Source organism: Flavobacterium faecale (genome assembly GCF_003076455.1).
GTDB lineage: Bacteria > Bacteroidota > Bacteroidia > Flavobacteriales > Flavobacteriaceae > Flavobacterium > Flavobacterium faecale.
Genome location: NZ_CP020918.1, coordinates 2,965,654 through 2,992,354 on the forward strand (window position 1 = coordinate 2,965,654; position 26,701 = coordinate 2,992,354).

Here is a 26,701-nt window from a genome sequence, read left to right on the forward strand (position 1 = left end):
ATTATGACAAAAACGATCGGGCTAACAGGCGGAATTGGAAGTGGTAAAACAACCATTGCGAACTATTTTAATTCTAAAGGTATTCCGATTTACATCGCTGATATTGAAGCTCGCAAGATCATGCAATCTCAAGAAATAATTGAAGCTTTAAAAGTGATTTTTGGTACTTCTATTTTTGATGGAAATATCTTGATTCGACAAAAATTAGCTGATATTGTGTTTAACGATCCCGAAGCTTTGAAGCGTCTGAATGGGATTGTTCATCCTGCAGTAAAAAAACATTACGAGGATTGGCTTCTGGAGCAAGACTCGGTTCCGTATATCGTTTATGAATCGGCTATTTTATTCGAAAACGATGGCTATAAAAATTTTGATTACATAATTTCTGTAACTGCACCCGTGCAAACGCGTATAGATCGTGTCATGGATCGCGATGCTATAAGCCAAGAACAAGTTCAAAAACGTGTTGATGCACAATGGAGCGATGAAAAACGCATCTCCAAAAGCGATTTTATCATCGAAAATTCCAATTTAGAGCAAGCAAAGCTAAAAGTAGATCAAATTCTTAAAATTTTAAAGATTAAACAAAAAGAGTCTTAAATGTTAATCTTTGGTTAATGCATATTTAGTTATAGTGTTAAAATCTTAATTTTGAAGCGATGAATAAAATGTTTTTTAGATTATTGGTTCTACTAATGAGTTTATCCTTAATTGGGATAATTCTCGTTCAAGTTTATTGGTTTAATACCTCTTTTAAAAATAATGATGAACAATTTAAGTTTCACGTTAAGCAAGTTTTAGGGAATGTAGCCGATAAGTTGCAAAAGCAAGAAGCTTACAGTTTCTACGACAAATACAATCATTATAAAGATAGTACAGGTAAAATTCCACAAAAAAATGATTTGTTAGAATTTTACTATGTTCAAAAAAATCCAAAAACAAATGAAACTATTGTGTATACAAATAGTTTAATGTCTGAGGATTATAACATCTCATCATCGCTCTTTGATAAAAAGTTTAGTGCTGATAAATTCAAGAATTTCAGTAGTCGTAGGACCACAGAGGTCTATAACGGAAACGGAATTGATAAGTCGGGATTGCAACAAAGTTTGACACCTGATATTAAAATACAAAAAAGTGGAAGTTTAGATATTCTAGATAACGCTCAGTTCGAAATATTTTTTAAAGATATTGCTTCTGTAATGCCGATTAATGAAAGAATTTCGAAAGAAAAACTGGAGAAGTTAATTAAGAAAGAACTAGAGCAATATGGTGTAAATACCAAATTTGAATTTTCTATTTTCAATAATGGAGTACAAACGAAGATATTGTCCAAAGGATTTTGTCACAAAGAAGAAGGATATTCGATTCCGATTTTTTCAGACAATGAGGGGAATGAGAAGTACAAATTGTTTGTAATGTTTCCTTATAAAAAGAAATTTCTTTGGTCAGAGCTAGTAAGTATTACGGTATTGTCGATAATCTTTACATTGATTATCCTAATCGCTTATAGTAGCGCCTTGAATCAATTGATAAGACAACGCCAGATATCAGAGATCAAAACGGATTTCATCAATAATATGACGCACGAGTTTAAAACTCCTATTGCGACTATTAATTTGGCACTTGACGCAATAAAGAATCCGAAAATTATTGACGATAAAGAGAAGGTCTTGAGGTATTTGCAAATGATTCGAGACGAAAATAAACGTATGCATGCACAAGTAGAAAATGTATTGCGTATTTCGAAACTAGAAAAGAAAGAGTTAGATATTGAAAAAGAATCTAATAATGTAGAAGATATAATTGGTGAAGCAATTGAACATGTAAGTTTAATTTTAGAAGATAGAGGTGGAGCAATCACCACTAATTTTGAAGCCGCTAGAACAACTGTGTTGATTAATGAAGTTCATTTTACAAACGTAATTGTGAATATCTTAGAAAACGCAATCAAGTACACTACAGGGGCACCTGAAATTGTAATTATGACAGAGAATATCAAAGATATGATCTTGATTAAAGTACAAGATAATGGTTTGGGAATGAGTAAAGTGGCTCAGAAAAGAGTTTTCGAAAAATTCTATAGAGAGCACACTGGAGACATTCACAATGTAAAAGGGCACGGTCTTGGATTGGCCTATGTAAAAAGAATAGTTGAAGACCATAATGGTCAAGTATATGTAGAAAGTGAAAAGGGAAAAGGAAGTACCTTTATAATAAAAATACCGCTAATAAATTAAGATATGGAAAGTGTAAATAAAAAAATACTCTTAGTAGAGGACGATTTGAATTTTGGAGCCGTTCTAAAGGACTATTTAATGCTAAATGACTTTGATGTTACCTTGGCTAAAAATGGTATGGAAGGTTTTGAGAAATTCAAAAAAGACACGTACGACTTGTGTATTCTAGACGTAATGATGCCATACAAAGACGGGTATACCTTAGCAAAAGAAATTAGAGAAAAAAATAGTGAAGTGCCTATTATCTTCTTGACTGCAAAGTCTATGAAAGAAGATGTATTAAAAGGATACAAAGCAGGTGCTGATGATTATTTGAATAAACCTTTTGATTCTGAAGTATTGTTGATGAAAATCAAGGCAATTATTCAGAGAAAATCATCAGATGTTAAGCCTGAGCAAGTTCAATTTGAATTTATCGTTGGTAAATTTCATTTAAATTCAAAACTTCGTTTCTTGACAATTGAAGGTGAAGAACCTATAAAATTGTCTCCTAAAGAAAATGAATTATTGAAAATGTTAATTCAACATGAAAATGATTTAATGCCAAGAGAATTAGCTTTGACAAAAATATGGAGAGATGATAATTATTTTACTTCTCGTAGTATGGATGTGTACATCGCTAAATTACGTAAATATTTAAAATTAGACGAGAATGTTGAAATCCTTAATATCCACGGAGAAGGATTTAGACTAGTAGTCAAAAAATAATACGCAGTAGTAATTATAATGCCAAAAGCTTCGAGAAATCGAGGCTTTTTTTATTTGTAATCTGTCGAAGATGCTGTGATAGGTCCTTTAGTATTACGAACTGAAATTAGAAGTTTGTACAGAAGTATTTTTTTATTTAAAAAATCGAAAGGAGGTTGCTAACTTTTTGTAATTGTTCCGTGCTATTATTTGAACAATCGATAAAGTAATTATACTGCCAAATCTGTGTTTTTTTTGCTTGCTGATTGTTTACTTGATCCCAAGTTGGATAAACTCTAAATCCGCACTTTCCTTTTTTAGTGCTACCTGATAGAATGGCGTTGTCATGTAACACAGTTTTAGGAAAAATAAAGTACCCAATCTGATTGTCTTTTTTTGCAGCTATGATGTAAAAATCATAAGGATCGACTATACTGTGCGGGGTTGTAATTCCTTGGCTGTTGCGTTTCCATAAGGTTACAAATTGACCTGTTTTGGTGGGTGTGATTTTAGAAACTCTAAATTTTATCGAAAGTTCTCCCAGCAGAAAAGTATGCGCCGAATAGCCTGTGCTCTCAACTTCAGCTTGAACAGCTGCTATTGATAGACCGATTGCATTAAAAAGTACTTCGTCAAGATGTTTTATTTCCCTAGTCACAATTTTTACTCTTTTCGATTAAATTCAAAACTAAATAGGCTGTTTTATATGTAAAATGAGATAGCTTCCAAAAGCTAAATGGTTGCAAATGTTTTTTTTTTATATTCTACAACACTCGTAACAGACAACATGGGCTGCAACCGTTTTCATCAAGCAAGGATAAGTTTGAAGCATTAGCTGATTGTTATTCGAACTAAATTAAATTCAGTTGTAAAGCAAAACAGTTCTTGTTTTCTTTTGTGACGCTGAAAACGATTAAATGATCGGCAATATTTTCATGAATGACTACTTTGTCTCGTAACGAAAGTTCTTTCATGAAATTCATCTCAAAACTCTTTATTTTTTGGTTTAGAATAATTTTTTCATCGACAACATCCATGCACCATTCAAGGTATTTTACATGGTTTACGTGGTTGATAATATCTAAATCGGATAAAATGACAGATTTTCCAAAAACTTCTTCTTTTTCGGGATTGATTACTATTTTCGAAAAGGTTTCGGCGGTAGCTTTCAAATCTGGATATAGTACAAAATGTTCGTGATCCAATGCCAAAGCTTCTGGGCGTCGTTTTACGGTGTTAAATACAGCCCAAAAAGTTTCTCCTCCAATAATTTTCTCGCCGTTAAGGTAGATTTCTAATGCTCGAATAGAACGTGAATTTTCCAGGGTATTAATCCACGTTTTGACCGTAACCGTATCTTTCCATTTGGGTAGCGATTTAATTTCGACACGCATTCGACTCAGTACCCAAGCTTGTTTAAAAGCTTGCATGTCTGAAAAGCTAATGCCACCAAGATCTGCATGTGTAGCGGCTGTAAGCTGCAATAAGTTGCATAACTCAGTATACTTTAAATGGCCTGAAGGAAGGCACTGCGTAAAATTTATTTCGTAATCTTTTTCTAATATCGAACTAAAGGATGGGTGTATTGGCATTTTATAAGCGTATTCGGTTGTGTATTATTTAAAATTAGCGTGAAAACAAAAATAAGGAAAATCTATGGTTTTACTAATACTTTTTAGTTAATGAATGTGAGTTTAATTCATAAAACAATAGAACAGCAAAATTACATAACCACTAAGTTGATATTTACCCTTTTTATTCTGTCTTACCAGTAATATAATCGATTATGGTAGGTGTTGGTGTTTCAAAGTCGAACCACTTTGTACTTTCATCACGTTTAAACCAAGTTAGTTGACGTTTAGCAAAACGGCGGGTATTCTTCTTGATTTCTTCAATGGCAAAATCCAAGCTAATTTCTTGATCAAAAAACTGAAATAATTCTCTATAGCCCACCGTTTGTAGGGCGTTCAGCTCTCTTTTAGAATATAAACTTTTAGCTTCTTTAAGCAAACCTTCATCCATCATGATGTCTACTCGCTGGTTGATACGGTTGTAGAGTACAGCACGATCAGCTTCGAGACCAATGAGTATGGGGGTAAAGTAGCGACTTTTTTCTTTTTGTTTTAAAAACGAAGAGTAGGGTTTTTGAGTGCCTATACAAACTTCTACAAAGCGCATCATGCGTTGCGGATTGAGTAAGGTTTGCGGATTTTCAATGCTGACAGTTTCAAAATACTGTGGGTCAAGACTTTTTAATTGGTCTTGCAGGTATGTGATTCCGAGTTTTTCATATTTTACGGTAACGTCTTTTCGCACCATAGCATCTATTTCCGGAAATTCATCAAATCCTTTCAAAACAGCATTTACGTAAAGACCTGAGCCACCCACAAAAACAACATAATCATTGAATTGAAATAATTTTTCGATGGTGCTTATGGCTTCTTTTTCATAATCTCCTACCGTATAATTTTCGGTTATCGATTTGTTTTGTATAAAATGATGTTTAGCTGCGGCTAGCTCCTTTTGATTCGGGACTGCGGTACCAATGGTCATTTCTTTAAAAAATTGTCGGCTATCGCACGAAACTATATCACATTTATAATAATTGGCTAACTGAATACTCAAGGCTGTTTTGCCAATTGCTGTGGGACCGATAATCGTAATTAGGTATTTCATATTTTGCTTTTAGTCCAAATAAATAAGACTGTTGCAAGTTACTATTTCTAAGAATAAAAGTGGAGATTTAGGGCTTTCTTTCTTTATTATTTAAAAAATTAAAGACCAGTATTTTGAGTAATAAATGACTGAAAATTATATTAACTAAGTAGTGAAGTTCCACATTTATAACAAAATCGAGCATTGTCCTGATGGTCATCTGTGCCACACACGGTACAAGGTTTTGTTTGTTTAGGAACTTTGGTTGTAGATTTTGCGATTTCGGCGGTTACAATACCTGTTGGTACTGCGATGATGCCATAACCCAATATCATTACGAAAGACGCTATAAATTGTCCAAAGGGCGTAACAGGTGAAATATCACCATAGCCTACGGTCGTCAAGGTGACAATGGTCCAGTAGATTCCGGCAGGAATACTCGTGAAGCCACTTGCTGCTCCTTCGACTACATACATGATGGAACCGATTATTATTGTGATAATGAGTACGAAATAGATGAAAACAATGATCTTACCACGACTAGCGTTAATAGCTCTTTTGAGGTGAACCGATTGACTATTGAATTGCGGATGATTCAGAATTTTGAATAGTCGTAACAATCTTAAGGCGCGTACCACCGTGAAGACGTTTGACCCCACAAGAACTAAGCTTAAGTACATGGGAAAGATCGAAAGGAAATCGATAATACCGTAAAAACTGAAAATGTATTTCCATGGTTTGTCAATACTGATGATCCTCATGAGGTATTCGATAGAGAAGAAAACAGTTATGACCCATTCTAATAATATAAGTTGTGAATGATACTGAGCATTAAAATCTGCTACGGTTTCCATCATCACTAAAAGAACACTGAGTAGAATAAGTGCCAATAAAATTAAATCAAATAACCGCCCCGCTTTGGTGCTAGTACCATAGATGATGATATAAGCACGTTGTTTGAATAGGGTATAATTTGATTTCTTAGACATTTTTTTGTTAGAATTTCATGATTTTGTGCCCCTTATTTTTTTTAAGGTAAGTTTGAACAGTATGCTTTGTGTCTCTATTATTTGGCATAGGAATCAGTATCGTTCTAAGGATTTCAATATTGGTGATTTGATAATTTAAATCATAAAAAGCATAGCCCTTCAATTGGCCATTTTCTATCAATACGGCTGATCGTTCGGATACAGATCTACCTCGATCAATGATCACCATACTAGTGTTATCAAAATTATTTTTCGTGATGAAATTCTGTACTCTTAGGTTGTACTCGGTAGCGGAAACTTCTCCTAAGCATGCTCCATCACATTCCTTAATTTTATGCTTGAAGCAAGCGGTCTTAGTAGGGTATAAGCCAGTTAGTTTCTGACATAACTTAAATTCATCTGTAATACGGAATAGCGCATTTTTACCATCTGTCTCATTGTTGTATGAAGTGATATCTTTTTTGCGTCCGTCTGTTTTTTGAAGCTTTAAGTTTAGGTAGCCATTGCTGTCTTTCTCAGCATAAATGGACCAAGGTAAAGTGTTGCGTCTCGGAATACGATTATAAACGGGACGGTTAACTTTAATCGCTTCTGTCTCTTTTAGAATGGCTATAAGTTCGTTTCCTGTCTCTTCATAAGACACTTCAAAAACTTCTTTTTGTATTTTTTTGGCAGTATTTGTTATTCCAGTAAAAATCTGGTTGATACGTTTTTTTATATTTCTACTTTTTCCAATATTTATAATAGCTCCAGCTTGGTTATGGACGTAATAAATTCCCGTTTTGGCAGGGAGCTTGTTTATAATATCTTGAAGTTTTGGTGCGATTCCTTTTTCGATTTCGAATTTAATAAAATCTTTGACAATCGTTTTTTCGATATCCTTATCAAGCAACATTTTAAAAAGCTTGACGGTAGCGAGTGCATCACCACTTGCCCGATGCCTATCTGTAACAGGGATGCCTAAGGCACGCACAAGCTTACCAAGGCTGTAGGATGGCTGTTCTGGGATCAAGGTCTTGGCTAATTCTACCGTACAGATGGTTCGCGACTGAAAATCATATCCTAGGCGACGAAATTCAGTTCGCAAGATGCGATAGTCAAAAGTTGCATTGTGAGCCACCACCACACAGTCAGTTGTGATTTCAACAATGCGTTTTGCAATTTCATGAAATTTAGGCGCCGATTTTAGCATGGCGTTATTTATACCTGTAAGTTGTACCACAAATGGCTGAATAGGAATTTCAGGATTAACCAAGCTAATAAACTGGTCCACAACTTCGTGTCCGTCAAATTTATAGATGGCAATTTCCGTAATTCCTTCTTCGTTGAATTGTCCTCCTGTGGTTTCTATGTCTAGTATCGCGTACAAAATAAGTATTCAGTTTACAGTTATAAGTGTTCAGTAGTGAAAAGTAAGTAATCAGTTGTTGTAAAAGATGAATTTCATTATGAACACAAAATCAAAAATCGTTAATCCTTAATCAGAAAACGTTAATCGTTATCTTCCTCCAAAGATACTACTTCCAATGCGAACCATGGTACTTCCGCATTCTATAGCGAGTTTGTAATCGCCTGACATTCCCATTGAAATAGTCTGAAGGTTACAATGTACAGGATTTTTACCTTTTAGAGTATCAAAAATAGATTTTAAATGGGTGAACTCTTTCTTGACTTGCTCTTGATTGTCGGTGAAAGTTGCCATTCCCATCACGCCTTGTATTTGGATATTTTGCATTGTAGCAAATTCTTCGGAAGCTATCAGGTCATTCAGTTCCTGCTCATCCAAACCAAATTTAGTTTCTTCTTCGGCAATGTGTAGTTGTAATAAACAGTTAATCACACGATTATTTTTCGCGGCTTGTTTATTGATTTCTTGAAGTAATTTTAAGCTATCAACACCATGAACTAAGCTTACAAAAGGAGCCATGAATTTGACTTTGTTGGTCTGTACATGTCCAATCATATGCCACTGAATATCTTTCGGCATTTGTTCCCACTTGTCTGCCATTTCTTGAATTTTGTTTTCTCCAAAAATGCGTTGACCAGATTCGTATGCTTCGGTTAAATCACTTACAGGCTTTGTTTTAGAGACCGCAACTAAAGTAACAGTTTCGGGTAACGTAGTTCGTATTTGTTGTAGATTTTCGGCTATTGTCATTGTATATGTTTTTTATCGAGTTAGAATTTTATTCTAAATTGATTATTTTTTATTTTTAAGATTTCTTCAATCCGTATTTCGAAAAATGAAGTATTCGAGTATAAAAATTTATTGAGCTGCAGATTAAAAATTTCTCCAACCTGTATTTCCAACAAGTGTCTATTTCAAAAACTGCTTAGAAACTTTTTCAGCCTTCTTGCTTTCGCTATAATCATAAAAACCTTCGCCAGATTTTACACCCAATTTTTTAGCATTGACCATGTTCACTAGTAAAGGGCAAGGCGCATACTTTGGATTTTTGAAACCATCGTGCATCACGTTTAAGATGGATAGGCAAACATCTAGTCCAATAAAATCGGCCAGTTGCAAGGTTCCCATAGGGTGACTCATTCCGAGTTTCATTACGGCATCAATTTCGGCAACTCCAGCTACTTGATTATAAAGCGTCTCAATTGCTTCGTTAATCATTGGCATTAAAATGCGATTTGCTACAAATCCAGGATGATCATTGACGGTAACAGCTGTTTTTTCTAATTTTTGAGTCAATGCCAAAGTAATAGCAACAACCTCATCACTAGTATTGTATCCTTTAATAATTTCGACCAAAGGCATAAGTGGCACGGGATTCATAAAATGCATACCAATCACTCTATCAGGATGTGCAACTACGGCTGCAATTTGCGTAATCGAAATCGAAGACGTATTAGTCGCAAAAATAGTATTGTGCGGACATAATTCGTTCAATTTTTTGAAGATAGCGAGTTTTAAATCTAGATTTTCAGTAGCTGCTTCAATCACAAAATCGACTCCTGTGACACCATCTTTCAAATCGGTATAGGTAATTATATTTGTAATGGTCTTGGCGAATACCTCGGTAGTTATTGTTCCTTTGGTTACCATTCGATTCAAATTGTTAGCAATTGTTTCCATTGCTTTATCTAATGCCTTCTCTGATACATCAATTAACTTGACTACAAAACCATTTTGCGCAAATGTATGAGCAATTCCGTTACCCATAGTTCCTGCACCAATTACTGCTACTGTTTTCATTTTCTAAAATAGGTTAAAAGTTAAAAAAGTTTATAGATTAAAATCACCTGAGCGACTTTAAGCAATAAACTTTTAACCGTAATTTGTATTATTTTTTAAAACAATCAATTATCTGATAAGCAATTCTAAGTGCTTCTGTTGCTTGTTCGAGAGTTACTACTGGCTCTGTATCGGTGTTGATTGCATGTGCAAAAGACTCAAGTTCGTCCAAAATGGCATTGTTGTGATTTACATCAGGATTAGAGAAATAAATTTGTTTTTTTACTCCTTCGGCATTTTGTAAAATCATATCAAAATCACCAGGATTTTCTGGTGCATCCTTCATTTTTACCACTTCACATTTTTTCTCTAAGAAGTCTACGGAAATATAGGCGTCTTTTTGAAAAAATCTACTTTTACGCATGTTTTTTAATGAAATACGGCTTGCAGTCAAGTTGGCAACACAGCCATTCTCAAATTCTAAACGCGCATTGGCAATATCAGGAGTTTCACTAATCACAGATACGCCGCTCGCAGACACATGTGTAACTGGCGATTGTACTACGCTCAAAATAGCATCGATATCATGAATCATCAAATCCAAAACCACAGGAACATCGGTTCCGCGAGGGTTGAATTCAGCTAAACGATGCGTTTCAATAAACATCGGATTTTCGATCATATTTTTGGTAGCGATAAAGGCAGGATTAAAGCGCTCCACATGCCCAACCTGTCCCTTAACATTATATTCTTTTGCAAGTGCAATAATTTCTTCTGCTTCGGCAACAGTATTCGAAATTGGTTTTTCGATAAAAACATGTTTACCCGATTTTATGGCCGCACGAGCACATTTGTAATGCGATAACGTAGGCGTTACAATATCAATCACATCCACAGCGTGAATCAACTTGGCAATAGTTTCAAAATGTTTATAGCCAAATTCCTTTGATATTTTTTCGGCATTTTCTTGATTAGGGTCATAAAAACCAACCAATTCATATTTTTCAGATTGTTGTAATAATCGCAAATGTATTTTTCCTAAGTGACCAGCACCCAATACTCCAATTTTCAGCATAATGATGTAATTTCTACAAAAATAAGAATTATAAACTAACATCAAACAGCTAATCATCACAAATGTTGACCAAATTTAGTTAGTCGTAAATAGCTTTTTTGTCGTGCAAGTATCAAGACGAAAGTGCCACTGATGTACTTTTAAAAATAGTGCAGTAGTTTATTTCAAACGTAGTTCACTTATTATTTAAATAAAGAATAAGAGGTGCAATAATATTTTGATGCTCGTTGAAATTGGCAGAGAAATTATTTTAAATTATACGCTTGCTATATCTGTGTGAACTCCAATTGCTTATCCAAAGCCTGCAAAATAAGTTCCAATTGTTCAAAACCACTTTGCTTTGAAGCCCTAATATTTGAAATTCTTTTCTATTTTTGCTAAAATATAAATACCTCACATTGAAAGATACTGCAAAACATCAAGGACGTCGAAATCAACTAGTAAGCTTATTACAAGAAAAAGGAATTACAGACAAAAATGTTTTGGAAGCCATCAGAAAGATTCCGAGACACCTGTTTTTGAATTCAAGTTTTGAGGAATATGCCTATCAAGACACCGCTTTTCAGATTACGGCTGGGCAAACCATTTCGCAACCTTATACCGTAGCATTCCAGTCACAACTGTTAGAAATCAAAAAAGATCATAAAATTTTAGAAATAGGTACAGGCTCTGGTTATCAAACGGCAGTTTTGTGCATGATGGGTGCTAAAGTTTTTAGTATCGAAAGGCAAAATGAATTGTTCAAAGAAACGTCTGCCTTACTACCAAAACTAGGCATTAGACCAAAACACCTCACCTTTGGAGACGGATACAAAGGTTTACCAGGTTTCGCTCCATTCGACAGCATTATTGTAACTGCTGGCGCTCCGTTTATTCCGCAACCACTTATGGCACAATTAAAAATAGGGGGTAGGCTGGTAATTCCGTTAGGAGAAACGGTTCAAATTATGACATTGCTTATTCGTATCAACGAAACGCAATTTGAAAGACACGAACTTGGAGAGTGTAAGTTTGTTCCGTTGTTAGAAGATAAAAACTAAGATTTCCAATTTTTCATACACTGTTTTAGTGCGACTGAATTGATTGAAAAATATAAAATTATTAGTATGCACCTTTTCGCTTTTGCGAATTTGTTTTCCGCGTTTATTATTTTACTAAAACAATTAAGTCCTAAAATTCAAAATCCAGAAAGCCATTCGAGCATCATCGAATGGCTTTTTTTATTGTCCTATAATCCCAATGTAGCGTTCCAGGGATTGTTTTTCTATCTGTGCAATAAACAACAAAAAGTCTTCCTTGTTATTTTGGGTTTGTGCCGTCTCAAGAGATTGGTAATACTGCATTCTTGAATCATAATCTCCTTTTATATTGGCAATGACATAACCATGTTGTAGCAAAATTAAGTTCATCACTAATCGAGAGGTCCTGCCGTTCCCATCAATAAACGGATGGATAGTAACCAGTCGTTCGTGCATTTCGGCAGCCAAAACTACGGGGTGCAAGTTATTTTTGTGGGTTTCATACCAAATATAAAAATCCTCCATCTCTTTTGAAACCATGTACGGTTGTGGTGGCATATAAGTACTACCTTTTATCATAACTTGTACTTTTCTGTATCGACCTGCATCATCGGGATTAATTCCTCTCAGAATCAAATTATGGATTGACAAAACTTCTCTTTCATTCAAAGTGGTGTTTTTCTCCATCAAATGTTTAATGTAAGCAATCGCTTCTTGATGGTTAATGGCCTCAAGATGTTCTCTCATGCTTTTTCCAGAGATAGTCAGACCTTCGTTGATAACCAAGTCGGTCTCGCGTAAGGTGAGTGTGTTGCCCTCGATACGATTACTCTCAAAGGTGTATTCAAGCTCGAGTGCTTGTGCAATCCTGAAACTATCAAATTGTCTAAATTGGTCTAATTTTATTTTTAAAACATCAATTTGATCCAGCACCGATTGGAGTGCATTTGAAATGATATTGTTGGTAACACTTCTATTATATTTTATTTCTTCTTCAGCTTCTTTTAATGCTTTAAGAGCTAAGGCATCATCACCAATTTCATAAAGAATTTTTTCTTTGAGCCAAGCCACCATCAAGGTTTCGTAGTTAATGTCTAGTGCGGTAGCCAATTTTAAAATTTGTTCTTTGGTTGGTTTGCGCGTGCCACTTTCAAATTTACTAATCAAGGCTTGATCGATGCCCAATAATTGTGCAAGCTCTCTAGTTTTTAAGGCCTTAGATTCCCGAGCTGTTTTTAATAAATACTTCATAACTATATTTTTGTCATGACAAAAATAGTCATATTTCTTAATATAAAAAAAGCATTATTCAATTATAATTCAATAATGCTCTAATTTAAATCTATTTTGTAGTGTACATAGCATTATGTGCTAAAATTATTAACAATTCAATCCTGACCCAAAAAACTTAGTAACTCAGTCTCTTGGCAACTAAATAAGCGGGCAGAATATTTCCCTATTTATGTATTTTTTTAATTCTATCCAAATCTCGTTTGGTATCTTGTTCTTTGAGAGATTCTCTTTTGTCGTAGGTTTTCTTTCCTCTACAAAGACCAATTTCTAGTTTAGCCAATCCTTTATCGTTGGTATACAATTTTAAAGGCACAACGGTAAGTCCTTTAGATTGTACAGCGCGAGCAAGGGTTTTTAATTCTTTTTTCTTGAGCAGAAGTTTTCTCTCACTACGTGCTTTGTGATTAAATTGGTTTCCAAAGGTGTATTCTTCAATATAAGTATTGATTGCAAAAAGCTCTGTACCAGTAAATTCGCAAAAACTTTCGGTGATATTGGCTTTTCCTAAACGGATGGATTTGATCTCTGTACCTGCTAGTACGATTCCAGCAGAATACTTTTCGATTATCTCATAATCAAATCGAGCACGTTTATTAAGGATGTTAACTGTTTTTAGCATAGGTTTGCAAATGTAGGAACATTTAATATAAGTCCACAACTTTTTAACGAAATTGCATAAATTTGTCAAATGGAAAATCAGCCTTCAAAAGATCCGATGCACGGAATCACGCTAAAAATCATTGTCGAACAACTTGAATCCTATTATGGATTTGATACTTTGGCAGAATTAATTAACATAAAATGCTTCAAAAGCAATCCGTCAGTCAAATCATCACTTACTTTTTTACGAAAAACAGATTGGGCACGAAAAAAAGTAGAGGAGTTGTATATTAAGACGTTACCTAAGTTTTAAACGATTTCAATAGTATATTGCGATGCAAAAGTTTCGTTGGCAGCCAATTTTAAAATGCCTTCTTTTTCGAAAATATTTCCGTTCGTGTCTATCGTATCAGCATAACCTAACCACGGTTCAATGCATAAAAATGGTGCGTTAACCATCGTCCAGATTCCTAAGCTAGGAAAATCGTTGTACTGAACGCGCAAGAATGCAGTATTGTTTTCGATTATACTCAATGTTTTCGAACCTATTGTTTTAAAAATAAGCGCATCATTTTCGAATAATGAATATTGCAATGCGACACTATTTTTGTTGTCTAATGGAAGCTCTTTGGTGCTATCTGCTATTAAATTGTCTTCGAGTAAATGATATGCAAGGGATTCTTGATCGCTAAATTGCAATGAATATTCCTCAAATTTGTTTGGTAAGGCAAAGGCAGGATGTGCGCCAATAGAGAAGGGCATTTCAAAATCATTATGGTTCATTACTTTATAACCAACATGGAGATTTTTAACTTCTAAGGTATATATAATTTGCAATTCAAAAGCAAAAGGATATTTTTCAAGCGTAGTAGCATTCGATTCAATAGAAAATACTGCTTTTTTGTTCGTTTTTTCGATGAGCTTAAATTCCATTTCACGTGCAAAACCATGTCGTGACATTTTGTACTCCTTGCCGTTACACAAATAACTATCGTTTTTAAGAGCGCCTACAATTGGAAAAAGTACAGGTGAATGTTTGCCCCAAAAGTCAGGGTTGCCTTCCCAGATGTATTCTTTGTTATTTATGTCTTTAATAGAGACCAACTCGGCACCCATAGACTTAATTTGAACCGTTAAATTTGCGTTTTCTAGTGTTGTTTTCAAGAGTAGACTATTAATTATTACGAAAAATTTAAGAAATAAGGTTAAATTCACTTCTTTCGTATCAAATATAAGCTATCTGTTCGTTTTTTTTTCATTAATTTGTTATTTAAATATAAAAGTATGATAAGTAAATGTTCGGGTCTTTTTTATGCAGCATTATTGCTAGCCAGTTCAACATCATGGAGTCAGCAGGCACCAGATGCACCTTCAAATTTCAATTATAACGAAGCGTTTTCTTCCAATTTTTACAGCAGTCAAGGAACTATGTTTCGATCAGCTAGTGGTCAGCCAGGAATTACGTATTGGCAAAACCGAGCAGACTATCAAATATCGGCTAAATTAGATGACAAAAAAAGCGAAATTACAGCGACAGCCGTTATTAATTACACCAACAATAGCCCAGACAAATTAGGTTTTTTGTGGTTGCATTTGGATCAAAATTTATTCAAATCCGACTCAAGAGGAGAGGCTTTAGTACCACTTAGTGGAAGTAGAAATGGATCTCATGGGCAAGTTTTTGATGGAGGACACAAAATCAAGTCGGTAAAAGCAATCACGAGTTCAAAAGGTAAACTAACAGAAACAGAAGTGAAGTTTTTGATTACCGATACGCGTATGCAAGTTTTTCTGCCATCAGAATTAAGTGCGAAAGGTGGAGCAGTAAAATTAAAAATAGATTTCTCATACATCTGTCCAGACGAAGGTTCAGACCGAACAGGAGTATTAGAAACCAAAAACGGAAAAATATTTACAATTGCGCAATGGTACCCACGTATGTGTGTATATGATGATGTACGCGGTTGGAACACGAACCCTTATTTAGGAGCATCGGAATTTTATTTAGAATACGGTGATTTTGACGTTTCAATTACTGCTCCCTCCAATCATTTTGTAGTTTGTTCAGGTGAGTTGTTGAACGCAAAGAGTGTTTATTCTGCAACTGAACAAACCAGATTAGCACAAGCTAAAGCAAGTGATAAAACGGTTTTTATCCGTACGGCTGAAGAGGTTGAAGCAAATGCCAAAGTTGAAACTACAACGACAAAAACGTGGCACTTTGCCATCAAAAATTCTCGTGATGTGTCTTGGGCTTCTTCAACAGCTTTTATTGTTGATGCGGCAAAGATAAACTTGCCAAGTGGCAAAAAATCGTTAGCTATGTCTACTTATCCAACTGAAAGTGCTGGAGATTTAGCGTGGGGACGATCTACAGAATACACCAAAGCCTCTATTGAAAATTATTCTAAAAGATGGTTTGAGTATCCTTACCCTGCTGCGATTAATGTGGCTGGAAATGAAGGCGGAATGGAATATCCTGGAATTGTTTTTTGTAAATACCAATCGAAAGGGAAAAGTTTATGGGGAGTTACAGATCATGAATTTGGACACACTTGGTTCCCGATGATTGTGGGCTCCAATGAGCGTCTTTTTGGATGGATGGACGAAGGCTTGAATACCTTTATCAACTCGTTGAGCGATATTGATTTCAACAAAGGAGAATACAAAGATGGTCCTGAAGATTTGCAGCAAAGAGCAAATTACTATACAGGAGGCACTCTAGAGCCTGTTATGAGTTCACCTGATAATATGAAGGAAAACAATATCGGAATATTACTGTATGCCAAACCGAGTTCAGCTTTGGTAGTTTTGAGAGAGCAAATATTGGGAGAAGAGCGTTTTGATTATGCTTTTAGAACGTACATCAACCGATGGGCTTTTAAACATCCTACACCAAATGACTTTTTCAGAACTATGGAAAATGTAGCTGGTGAAGATCTTGCGTGGTTTTGGAGAGCCTGGTTTGTAAATAACTGGCGTTTTGACCAAGCTGTAAATTCGGTTAAGTATATCAAAAACGATCCTTCGAAAGGAGCTGTTGTAACGATTTCGAATCTTGACAAAATGGTTTTACCAGTTATTATGGAGTTCAAAACCAAATCAGGTAAAATATCACGTGTAAAACTACCTGTTGAAGTTTGGCAAAAAAATAAAGAATGGAGTTTTGAACCTAACATTAATGAAGAAATAGAAACTATTACACTTGATCCAGATCACGTATTTCCAGATTATAATGTTGCAAACAATGTTTGGACTGCAGGGAGTGGAGAAATTGTAAAAGATATAATTCTAGATGGATATTTAGGATCATTCTCAAACCCAAAGTCGCCTTGGAAAATTGAAATGACTGAGAAGTCGAACGAATTAACATTTCATATCGAAGGATATCCTGAATTTAGTGTGGAATCAGTCGGTAAAAATTTATTCGAATCAAAATCTGCTGGCGTTAAATTTCAATACAAAGAAGATTTATCAGGTTTTGATATGATGATGCAAAACGGTCAATCAATACCTTTTACTAGAAACAAATAGAGATATTATTTCTGTATAAAACAAAAAAATACCAGCGCGAGCTGGTATTTTTTTGTTTATATAAGTTCTTTATGCAGGGATTTGTTGGCTTAGACAGTGTAATGTACCAAAACCCCAAATCAAATCAATTGCACTAATGCCAATGATTTCGCGATCAGGGAAACATTCTGCTAAGATGTTTAGTGCTTTGCGATCGTTAGGATCGTTGAAGGTTGGCACCAAAACACATTTGTTCAAAATCAAAAAGTTAGCATAGCTTGCAGGTAAACGCAAATCTTCAAAATCCAAACGTTTAGGCATTGGTAAAGTTACAATAACTGGAGATTGACCATTTTCTAATTTTGCATTTTGCAAACGCTTCAAGTTTTCTTGCAAAGGTTTGTAATTGGCATCATTTGGGTCTAATTCTACAATAGTTACAATGGTATCTTCGTTTATAAAACGGGCTAAATCATCTACATGTCCGTGGGTATCGTCACCTTCAACACCATCGCCTAACCAAATGACATTGGTAACTCCAAGGTATTCTTTGAAAACGGCTTCGTAATCTTCTTTTGTGAATCCAGCGTTACGAACTTGAATAGTCGGATGCATCAAGCACTCTTCGGATGTGATTAAAGTACCGCGACCATTTACATCAATTGCGCCACCTTCTACAATTACGGGCTTTCCTTTGTACATGACCTGCGTTACAGGTATGTTTAGAAAATCAGTTACTTTTTGAGGAACATTTCGGTCTAGTTGGTAATTTTTATATTTTGCCCATCCGTTAAAGTTGAAATTTAATCCTTCTCTTTTACCATCGTTATACACTACAATAGGTCCAGAGTCGCGCATCCAACTGCGGTTGGTCTTGTGTATGATGTAGGATACTTGTGTTAGGTTTACGCGAGCGCGCTCTAGCATATCCGCTACTTTTATTTTTAATTTCTCATCGGCTACAACCAAAAATACTTTTTCAACCGCAGCTACTTTTTTAATAAATTCTACAAAAGCCCATTGTATTGCTTCGTATTTCCCTGGCCAATCATTTCCATTATGTGGAAAACAAAGTAAAATTCCGTCTTGTTTTTCCCATTCAGCAGGAAAACGTCTTTTAGTATCAGTCATAATCAATTTCTATTAAACGTTGCAAAGGTAAACAATCGAAAACTTATTTTTTGAATCCAAGCTGTGCAAAATATAGAATAAAAGGTTACTTTTTATGTGATACTCTTTTCTCTTTTATGGATACAATTAGAATTTAACATTTTTTTAATTCAAAAATAGTTGGCAATCAGCGATTTCAATACTAAAAATGATTTATATTTGTTGACCCTACTATTAAATTGAAACCTAGTATATAGTGCTGATTACTATTGTTATAGGTTTTGTTTTTTTTTTAAATCCCCTACATTTTTCGGCAACAATTAATTAAAAACTCATGCATCAAGACGTAAAGAGGATTCAGATATTTGACATAGCAAAAGGGATCAGTATTATTTTAATGATTATTAGTAGGTTCAGTTTTGTATCATTATATCCTTATTTATCTGCTTTTCAGGATGCGGTGATGGTCTTCAAAATGCCATCCTTTGTTTTTATATCTGGATATCTTTTGAGTGACCGTTTGCGTTTTAGACCCTTTCTAGAAAGTAAAATAGACGGACTACTTAAGCCCTTGCTTAGTTTTGTGTTAAGTTTGACCATTTTAGAAATTATTTTTTATGTCTTTACAGCCGATGTAGTTACGCTAAGAGGCGCTATTGGTTACCCGACTAATCTGCTTCGTTCCTTTTATCACGGTAGTTTTGATGTAATTAATGTATCATTTTGGTTTATTGGAGCATTATTTTTAGGCCAATTGTCATTAAAAGGGTTTTTGGAAATAAGAAGATTAAAAAAGCCACTAAATTATATTTTCCTAGTTGTTTTCTTTATGGGAGTAATTCTATTGGATACATTAAAAATCAAATTTTATTGGACAGAATATATTCCTTCCTTTTTCTTGTACCTATCGCTAGGATACGGATTTAAGCAGTTAAGCACAAGATATTTCAACGGGACAAAATTTTTCTACAGTAATAAGACCGTTGTTTTTCCTATTCTATTTTTGGCGGCTCTGTTTGTGTATCCAAAATTAAATTTGAGTACAAGTTTAGATTTATCAGGACTTCTTTTTAACTATCATTATACTTTGGTACTCTCCTTATTAGGTATATTTACCTTGCTGTTTGTGTGCCGTTTTATCGAGAAAGTGCCTGTTTTGTCGGCTGCTTTGGTATATTGTTCCAAAGCTAGTTTCTTTATCTTGGCATACCATATCTTTATACTTCAGATCTTTACACATTTCTTTGACATGGAGACTTACAATCCAATATTGCATACCTCTTTGGTGGTTCTTAATTTAGCTATGTGTTGTTTGATTTACAAATTGGTACGACAAATTAAAATTATAAGAGTGTTTTTCTATCCTTTGAAGACCCTTGTACTTAATTACTGCGAAGTTAAAATTGTGAATTCAAAATATTTAAAGCGATTTTTTCCTGCAGAGGATACTGTTATGAACTAAGTTTTTTTGAACGAAATTTACACTAAGGTAACATGCTCGTTCCCAACTTAAAGATTTTATAATAATGTCTTAATCAAAACTCACGATTGCACTTCTATTTTTGCGGAAAACAAAAAAGAAGGAAGCATGAAAAATTTGAAAATTACATTATTAGCCGCTTTATTTATGGCGGTCGGTTGCGAAAAAGACACTATAGACAACAATGTAGAATCGGTAGTAAATGAAGATGCAGCAACTTTTGCAGAGATTGGTACTATCGCAATTGGTGGAGAAGGAGCAGCAGAAATAAGTGCTTATGACGAAACGACCAAAAGATTGTTTACGGTAAACAATAGCGCTACCAACCAAATTGATGTAGTTGATTTATCCAATCCAGCGAGTCCAAAGAAAGTTGCTGTTATTAATTTGGCTCCTTATAACGGTGCTTCTAATAGCGTAGCTACGCACGATGGTACACTAGCTGTGGCACTAGAATCTACAATTGACAAGCAGGCCAACGGAAAAGTAGTTGTTTTTAAAACATCTGATTATAGTTTGATTAAAGAAATCACAGTTGGCGCTTTGCCAGATATGGTTACTTTTTCTCCTGACGGGAAATATATTATGAGTGCTAACGAAGGAGAACCAAATGATGATTACTCCAAAGATCCAAACGGAAGTATTTCGATTATTGATATTGCTAGTAATTATACAGTAACCACTTTAGATTTTACAAGCCTTAGTTCACAAGCGACAAGTTTGAAAGCGGGAGGTTTTAGAATATCACATCCTACTAACAATTTTGCAGCAGATATCGAACCGGAATATGTTACCATATCTGAAGATTCAAAAACGGCTTGGGTAACCTTGCAAGAGAACAATGGTGTTGCAAAAGTAGATTTGGCTACGAAGACAATCGCTGGAATTTTTCCTTTGGGATATAAAGATTTTAATACCGTTGCAAACGGAATCGACATTAGTGACAAAGATGGTTCTATCGTTTTTAGTCCATGGAAAGTAAAAGGATTGTATATGCCTGATGCGATTGCAAGTTACAATGTAAATGGTGTTAGCTATTTTATTACTGCAAACGAAGGTGATGCTAGAGAATACAAAGCCAATACAGATATTATTAGAATAAAATCGGCCAAATTGGACCCAACTGCTTTTCCTGATGCTGCGGCTTTGCAAGCAGATGCAAAAATGGGACGTTTGAATATTATTTCGAACATGGGAGATACAGACAAAGATGGTGACTTGGACGAATTATTTTGTTACGGAGGACGTTCTTTCACGATTTGGAACGGCAGCACAGGGAGTTTGGTTTTTGATAGTAAAAATGATTTGGACAAACGTGCCAATGATTTGAATATTTATGATGATGGTCGTAGTGATGATAAAGGATCAGAGCCAGAATCGGTTGTAGTAGCCAAAATGGGAAGTAAAAATATCTTGTTTGTAGGGTTAGAAAGAGCCGATGCTGTAGTGATCTACGATGTAACAAACCCAAGCGCACCCGTATATTTGCAAACTATTAAAACAGGAGATGCACCCGAAGGATTATTGTTTATTCCGGCAAGTAAGAGTCCGACTAAGAGAAGCTTATTGGTGGTAAGCAGTGAAGGGGACGGGCAAGTGAAAATTTTTCAACCAAATTTGAAATAATTATTTATCCAAATTTCTTTATAGAAAGTAGATTTTGGAAGGAAGGCATGGTTTGCGTGAGGGGTAGAAGCTAGCTACCGAAGTAGCGCGGATGACCCGACAGTAGTATAGAAAGGGGCTCATAAGCGCTATGCATTTTCAGCCCCTTTTTATACTGCTGGCACGCCCAAAATAAGTGTAATAGAATGCAAAAAGGACTAAAACGTTGCTGTTTTAGTCTTTTTTTTATTTAGAATAGTGTTGTTTTAATCAATTGCTCTTTTGGTGATGTCTCCAAAGGCATCGATGCGTCTGTCTCTGAAAAATGGCCAGTTTTGACGAACGTTTTCTTGTAGATCCAAATCAACTTCGGCAATCAAAATCTCTTCTTTATCGTGAGATGCTTGAGCTAAGATTTCGCCTTGAGGTCCTGCGATAAATGAGGCTCCCCAAAACTCGATTCCGGCAGTACCTTCAATATATTGCTCGAGGCCGATACGGTTGGCAGCGGCAACATATACACCGTTGGCTACGGCATGTCCCTTCATTACATTCATCCAAGCGCCGTATTGGTTTTCACCGTACTGCTCTTTTTCTCCAGGATGCCATCCAATTGCGGTAGGGTAGAACAATACTTCGGCACCTTGAAGCGCTGTCAAACGAGCAGCTTCTGGGTACCATTGGTCCCAACAAATTAGGGTTCCGATTTTACCTTTTTGAGTCGGAATCGTTTTGAAGCCTAAATCTCCAGGTGTGAAATAGAATTTTTCGTAGAAATGTGGATCGTCTGGAATGTGCATTTTTCGGTACAAACCAGCTTCGCTACCATCTGTATCAATAATGTAGGCACTGTTGTGGTAGATTCCGGCCATTCTTTTTTCGAAAAAAGGAACGATAATTACCACACCCAATTCTTTTGCCAATGCGCTAAAAGCAATAAAAGAGGTGCTATATAAAGGCTCTGCAATAGAAAAATTATCTACATCTTCACTTTGACAAAAGTAGTGACTGCTGTATAATTCGGGTAACGAAATAACTTCGGCACCTTGACTAGCGGCATCACGTACCCAGCTGATACATTTTTTTAGATTGTTTTCGGCTACGTCATTAAGATTTAGCTGAATAACGGCAATTTTATATTTTTTGTTTGGCATGTTTTCAATATTAGACTGCAAAAATAAGAATTTTATAAGGAGTAGAAAAAGACTAAAACAAAATTTTAAGAGTTAGTCGATGGTATAGCTTGTCAAGTTTAACAAAATGTTGTGTAAATTAAACCATACGACTGCCTATTTGACTACAGAAGCACGTATTTTTGCAACTGTTTATACCTAAAATCGAAAAATTATGAGCCGAATGAACTCTTTGCTTTTTGTACTATTTATGACCTTTATTGCTACTGTACCGCTACACGCACAACCGGATGTAAAGACGCTTGTGAAAGAGCAAGAAGTAGCCATGGGTGGAACTGCTAATTATAACAATGTAAAATATATCGAATGGGATTTTGGAAAACGAAAACTCTATTGGAATAAATGGACGGGTGATGTTCGGGTAGAAAATCCTGAAGCCAATCAAGTGATTTTGGTCAATATTAATAGTTTGAAAGGGAAAGTCTTTGAAAACGGAAGCTTAGTCGAAGAGGACAAAAAAGTGGCTAAATTATTAAATCAAGCCAAAAATTGGTGGATTAATGATTCCTATTGGTTGGTTATGCCTTGGAAACTCGAAGATCCTGGAGTGTCTTTGTCTTATGTTAAAACGGAGCAATTGCCAGACGGAGCTACTGCTGATGTTTTGCAAATGACCTTTAACGCTGTAGGAGTTACTCCAGAGAACAAATACTGGGTGTATATGGATCAAAAGGAACACTTGATTAAACAATGGTCGTATTTTAAAGGTTTTGACGATGCCGAACCAAAATTCACTCTAGCTTGGGATAACTACCAAAAAGTAGGTAACATTTTATTATCCTACAACCGATCAAAAGGGGCAGGCGGACCAAAGAATGTAGTTGTGAAGTCAGATTTTGACAATGCTATTTTTACAAAATTGTAGTCTCGATATTTTATTCTTTTTTTAAAGGCTTCTAAATTAATATTTAATACTGAATTCGGTTATTAAATTATAAACCAGAAATTATAGCTACGCTGCAAAGTATGTTGCAGTAGTAGTTCTAGTTTGTGGTTTTCTTTTTCGAAATTGTTTCGAAAGGTAGATTGATTTTAACTTTTAATTATAAGGGAAACTTTTGTTTGTGATGAATTTTAGCGCACTATTATCTTTATCTTTGTTTTTCTCATTAAACACGATTTTTCATGTCTTTGCAATCCAAATTTGATTCTTTATCAAAACAATTAGAAGGAACATTACTGTACGACGAACTTCATAAAATATTGTATTCAACCGATGCTTCGGCATACAAATTAACTCCCGAGGCAGTTGCTTTACCCAAATCGGTAGAAGATATTGTAAAAGTGGTTCAGTTTGCACGAGAGAACAAACTTTCGATCACACCCAGAACCGCAGGAACCTCATTGGCAGGGCAAACTGTTGGAAACGGAATCATAGTTGATGTATCCAAGTATTTTACTAAAATAGTCTCTTTCGATAAAGAAAAAAAGACCGTTACTGTACAACCAGGAGTAATACGTGACGAACTCAACATATTTTTGAAACCATACGGATTGTTTTTTGGTCCGAATACTTCAACCTCTAATCGATGTATGATTGGTGGCATGGTTGGAAATAATTCTTCTGGGACGACTTCAATTCGCTACGGGGTTACTCGTGATAAGATTGTCGAAATTAAAACAGTGTTGAGTGATGGTTCGAAAGTGAGCTTTAGCGAAATCACTTCTGCTGAATTTATCCAAAAAACCATAGGAGACAGTTTAGAAAATCAAATTTATAAAAAATTATACGACGAATTATCTGTTCAGGCTACGCAAGAAGAAATCAAGAGAGAATTTCCGAAGCCTGAAATTCATCGTAGAAATACCGGTTATGCGGTAGATATTTTACTAAAATCAGATTTGTTTGGAGGTAAAGAGCCAACTATCAACGTTGGAAAACTATTGTGCGGAAGCGAAGGAACATTAGGCTTCACTACCGAAGTAACCTTGAAAGTAGATATTTTACCGCCAAGTCATAACGTAATGGTAGTAGCACATTTTCACACCATTCAAGAGAGTTTAGAGTCGGTTTTGATTGCTATGAAACATCATTTGTACACTTGCGAAATGATGGACGACACCATTCTTGATTGTACTAAAACGAATAGAGAACAAGCCAAAAATAGATTTTTTATTGTAGGTGAACCCAAAGCGGTTATGATGCTCGAAGTAGGTTCGTATGAAAGCATGGAAGATGCCCAAAAGCAAGCCGATGATTTGGTAGCTGATTTGGAGAAAAACAACTTCGGTTATGCCTTGCCAAAAATATACGGCACCGATATTGACAAAATAAACGAACTGCGCAAAGCGGGCCTCGGACTTTTGGGTAGCATTGTGGGCGATAATAAAGCGGCAGATTCTATTGAAGATACTGCTGTTGAATTAAGTGACTTGCCTAACTACATTGCCGATTTCTCAGCCATGATGGCACGTCACGGACAAAGCGCGATTTATTATGCACATGCAGGAGCAGGAGAGATTCATTTGCGCCCAGTTTTAAATTTAAAAACAAAGGAAGGAATTTTTCAGTTTCGAAATATAGCTACCGAAGTAGCCCATTTGGTTAAGAAATACAGAGGTTCCTTGAGTGGTGAACACGGTGACGGAATTGTACGTGGTGAGTTTTTGCCGTTTATGATCGGGGAGCAAAACTATGAACTGCTTAAACGCATCAAATTGGCATTCGATCCATATTCTGTTTTGAATATGGGAAAAATAGTCAATGCCTTAAAAATGGACGAAAACCTGCGTTTTGAACCCGGAAGAGTAGAACCAGACATACAAACGATTCAGGATTTCTCAGATAGTATGGGAATCCTACGTGCTGCCGAAAAGTGTAACGGTTCTGGTGATTGTCGAAAATTACCATCGGCAGGAGGGACACTTTGTCCTAGTTACCGCGCCACCCGAAACGAAAGAGACACTACTCGCGCCCGTGCCAACGCCCTACGTGACTATTTGACCAACTCGGATAAGGAGAATAAATTTGACCAAAAAGAATTGTATCAGGTATTTGACTTGTGTGTGAGCTGCAAGGCGTGCGCGAGCGAGTGCCCGAGTAATGTTGATATTGCCTCACTAAAAGCAGAATTTTTATACCAATACCAAAAAGCAAATGGCTTCTCGTTGCGATCCCGAATTTTTGCCAACAATGCCAAACTAAATCATTTGGGTAGCGGTTTTCCATCTTTTACGAATTGGGTTTCAAATCTTTCTGTGGTAAAAAGTATAATGGGTGTCGCGCAAAAACGCGAAGTACCTCATTTGGCTAAAATCACTTTTAGAGATTGGTACAAAAATCAGAAGCAATCAGTGGTTCAGGATACTTTGATCAATAATAAGGTATATCTATTTTGTGATGAGTTTACCAATTATTATGATGTTTCGGTAGGTATTGATGCGTTTGAATTGTTGACCACTTTAGGATACGAAGTCGTGATTCTAAATCATGAAGAAAGTGGAAGAGCTTATTTATCGAAAGGCTTTCTGGAAGAAGCCAAAGAAATCGCCAATATTAATATCGAAATATTCTCAGATGTAATCACAGACCAAGCACCACTTATCGGAATCGAACCTTCGGCAATCCTATCGTTTAGGGATGAATACTTACGTTTGGCGGTGGACAAACCTAAAGCTGCTAAATTGGCCAAAAATGTGTTTACCATCGAAGAATTTTTCAAAAACGAAATCACAAAAGGCAACATAAAAGCGGAACAATTTTCTGATGAGGTTAAAGAGATAAAAATCCATGGTCATTGCCACCAAAAAGCATTGAGCACCGTAGAAGCGACTTTTGTGATGCTAAATATTCCAAAAAATAATACGGTGACGATTTACAATTCGGGTTGTTGCGGAATGGCAGGATCTTTTGGGTACGAAAAAGAGCATTATGATATCAGTATGCAAATGGGAGAGGATACACTGTTTCCAAAAATTCGATCGACTGCACAAACCACAGAAATCGCTGCCGCCGGAACCAGTTGCCGCCACCAAATTTTTGATGGAACGAGTAGAAAGGCACAGCATCCGGTGAGTATTTTGAGGAGTTGTTTGAAGTAAGCGAAAATCAAATA

23 protein-coding genes are annotated in these 26,701 nt (G+C 35.6%); 10 read left to right on the forward strand and 13 right to left on the reverse strand.

All coding sequences use genetic code 11. The features are described from left to right. Positions 1-3 precede the first annotated feature (3 nt). Genes coaE through FFWV33_RS12670 form a run of 3 tightly spaced genes read left to right on the forward strand, consistent with a single transcriptional unit; the run spans position 4 to position 2,948 of the window. Positions 4-600, forward strand: coding sequence for a dephospho-CoA kinase (gene coaE, locus FFWV33_RS12660; protein WP_108741242.1), 597 nt, complete (start codon positions 4-6; stop codon positions 598-600). A 59-nt stretch (positions 601-659) separates the two neighbouring features. Then, a complete protein-coding gene (locus FFWV33_RS12665) occupies positions 660-2,240 on the forward strand; it encodes a sensor histidine kinase (protein WP_108741243.1) in 1,581 nt (526 codons plus the stop codon). 3 nt (positions 2,241-2,243) lie between these two features. Next, positions 2,244-2,948, forward strand: a complete 705-nt coding sequence (locus FFWV33_RS12670) for a response regulator transcription factor (protein ID WP_108741244.1) — start codon at positions 2,244-2,246, stop codon at positions 2,946-2,948. A gap of 136 nt (positions 2,949-3,084) precedes the next feature. Here FFWV33_RS12670 and FFWV33_RS12675 read toward each other — a convergent pair whose 3' ends face one another. From FFWV33_RS12675 to FFWV33_RS12710, 8 genes are all read right to left on the reverse strand, one after another. Beyond that, positions 3,085-3,585, reverse strand: a complete 501-nt coding sequence (locus tag FFWV33_RS12675; protein WP_108741245.1) for a MepB family protein — start codon at positions 3,583-3,585, stop codon at positions 3,085-3,087. Between the two features lie 193 nt (positions 3,586-3,778). Beyond that, positions 3,779-4,519, reverse strand: a complete 741-nt coding sequence (locus tag FFWV33_RS12680; RefSeq protein ID WP_108741246.1) for an acyl-[acyl-carrier-protein] thioesterase — start codon at positions 4,517-4,519, stop codon at positions 3,779-3,781. A gap of 163 nt (positions 4,520-4,682) precedes the next feature. Further along, positions 4,683-5,603, reverse strand: coding sequence for a tRNA (adenosine(37)-N6)-dimethylallyltransferase MiaA (miaA, locus tag FFWV33_RS12685; RefSeq protein WP_108741247.1), 921 nt, complete (start codon positions 5,601-5,603; stop codon positions 4,683-4,685). Positions 5,604-5,743: 140 nt separating this feature from the next. Further along, positions 5,744-6,571, reverse strand: a complete 828-nt coding sequence (locus FFWV33_RS12690; RefSeq protein WP_108741248.1) for an ion transporter — start codon at positions 6,569-6,571, stop codon at positions 5,744-5,746. A 7-nt stretch (positions 6,572-6,578) separates the two neighbouring features. After that, a complete protein-coding gene (locus tag FFWV33_RS12695) occupies positions 6,579-7,940 on the reverse strand; it encodes an exonuclease domain-containing protein (protein ID WP_108741249.1) in 1,362 nt (453 codons plus the stop codon). Positions 7,941-8,069: 129 nt separating this feature from the next. Beyond that, entirely contained in the window at positions 8,070-8,729 is a 660-nt protein-coding gene (locus tag FFWV33_RS12700) for a YggS family pyridoxal phosphate-dependent enzyme (RefSeq protein ID WP_108741250.1), read from the reverse strand. A 159-nt stretch (positions 8,730-8,888) separates the two neighbouring features. Then, positions 8,889-9,779 carry a 3-hydroxyacyl-CoA dehydrogenase family protein gene (locus FFWV33_RS12705; RefSeq protein ID WP_108741251.1) on the reverse strand — a complete coding sequence of 297 codons (891 nt, stop codon included), beginning with the start codon at positions 9,777-9,779 and terminating at the stop codon, positions 8,889-8,891. Between the two features lie 88 nt (positions 9,780-9,867). Continuing rightward, a complete protein-coding gene (locus tag FFWV33_RS12710; protein WP_108741252.1) occupies positions 9,868-10,833 on the reverse strand; it encodes a Gfo/Idh/MocA family protein in 966 nt (321 codons plus the stop codon). Between the two features lie 398 nt (positions 10,834-11,231). Here FFWV33_RS12710 and FFWV33_RS12715 point away from each other — a divergent pair, with 398 nt between their 5' ends. Next, positions 11,232-11,873, forward strand: coding sequence for a protein-L-isoaspartate(D-aspartate) O-methyltransferase (locus FFWV33_RS12715; protein ID WP_108741253.1), 642 nt, complete (start codon positions 11,232-11,234; stop codon positions 11,871-11,873). A gap of 180 nt (positions 11,874-12,053) precedes the next feature. On the opposite strand, the gene FFWV33_RS12720 is transcribed toward FFWV33_RS12715, so the two are convergent. Then, positions 12,054-13,103 carry a Fic family protein gene (locus tag FFWV33_RS12720; protein ID WP_108741254.1) on the reverse strand — a complete coding sequence of 350 codons (1,050 nt, stop codon included), beginning with the start codon at positions 13,101-13,103 and terminating at the stop codon, positions 12,054-12,056. Between the two features lie 205 nt (positions 13,104-13,308). Next, the gene (smpB, locus tag FFWV33_RS12725) at positions 13,309-13,764 is read right to left on the reverse strand and encodes an SsrA-binding protein SmpB (protein ID WP_108741255.1); all 456 of its coding nucleotides are present in this window, start codon (positions 13,762-13,764) and stop codon (positions 13,309-13,311) included. A 69-nt stretch (positions 13,765-13,833) separates the two neighbouring features. On the opposite strand from smpB, the gene FFWV33_RS12730 reads away from it, so the two are divergent. Beyond that, positions 13,834-14,058 (forward strand): VF530 family protein, encoded by a 225-nt coding sequence (locus tag FFWV33_RS12730; protein WP_108741256.1) that lies wholly within the window; start codon positions 13,834-13,836, stop codon positions 14,056-14,058. Here FFWV33_RS12730 and FFWV33_RS12735 read toward each other — a convergent pair. Beyond that, a complete protein-coding gene (locus FFWV33_RS12735; RefSeq protein WP_108741257.1) occupies positions 14,055-14,909 on the reverse strand; it encodes an aldose 1-epimerase family protein in 855 nt (284 codons plus the stop codon). The two genes, FFWV33_RS12730 and FFWV33_RS12735, sit on opposite strands and share 4 nt — an antisense overlap. A 120-nt stretch (positions 14,910-15,029) precedes the next feature. Between FFWV33_RS12735 and FFWV33_RS12740 the strand changes: the two genes are divergently transcribed. Further along, positions 15,030-17,279, forward strand: coding sequence for a M1 family metallopeptidase (locus FFWV33_RS12740; protein WP_108741258.1), 2,250 nt, complete (start codon positions 15,030-15,032; stop codon positions 17,277-17,279). Positions 17,280-17,348: 69 nt separating this feature from the next. On the opposite strand, the gene FFWV33_RS12745 is transcribed toward FFWV33_RS12740, so the two are convergent. Further along, positions 17,349-18,389, reverse strand: coding sequence for an agmatine deiminase family protein (locus FFWV33_RS12745; protein ID WP_108741259.1), 1,041 nt, complete (start codon positions 18,387-18,389; stop codon positions 17,349-17,351). Positions 18,390-18,702: 313 nt separating this feature from the next. Here FFWV33_RS12745 and FFWV33_RS12750 point away from each other — a divergent pair, with 313 nt between their 5' ends. Then, positions 18,703-19,830 (forward strand): acyltransferase family protein, encoded by a 1,128-nt coding sequence (locus FFWV33_RS12750; protein ID WP_108741260.1) that lies wholly within the window; start codon positions 18,703-18,705, stop codon positions 19,828-19,830. Positions 19,831-19,956: 126 nt separating this feature from the next. Then, positions 19,957-21,474 carry a choice-of-anchor I family protein gene (locus FFWV33_RS12755; RefSeq protein ID WP_108741261.1) on the forward strand — a complete coding sequence of 506 codons (1,518 nt, stop codon included), beginning with the start codon at positions 19,957-19,959 and terminating at the stop codon, positions 21,472-21,474. 245 nt (positions 21,475-21,719) lie between these two features. Here FFWV33_RS12755 and FFWV33_RS12760 read toward each other — a convergent pair whose 3' ends face one another. Beyond that, a complete protein-coding gene (locus FFWV33_RS12760) occupies positions 21,720-22,607 on the reverse strand; it encodes a carbon-nitrogen hydrolase (RefSeq protein WP_108741262.1) in 888 nt (295 codons plus the stop codon). A 193-nt stretch (positions 22,608-22,800) separates the two neighbouring features. Here FFWV33_RS12760 and FFWV33_RS12765 point away from each other — a divergent pair, with 193 nt between their 5' ends. Together FFWV33_RS12765 and FFWV33_RS12770 are read left to right on the forward strand one after the other, a co-directional pair. Next, complete coding sequence (locus tag FFWV33_RS12765) at positions 22,801-23,511, forward strand: hypothetical protein (RefSeq protein ID WP_108741263.1); 711 nt, start codon at positions 22,801-22,803, stop codon at positions 23,509-23,511. Positions 23,512-23,771: 260 nt separating this feature from the next. Further along, positions 23,772-26,687: an FAD-binding and (Fe-S)-binding domain-containing protein gene (locus FFWV33_RS12770; RefSeq protein WP_108741264.1), complete on the forward strand. Its 2,916-nt coding sequence runs from the start codon at positions 23,772-23,774 to the stop codon at positions 26,685-26,687. The last annotated feature ends 14 nt before the right edge of the window (positions 26,688-26,701 follow it).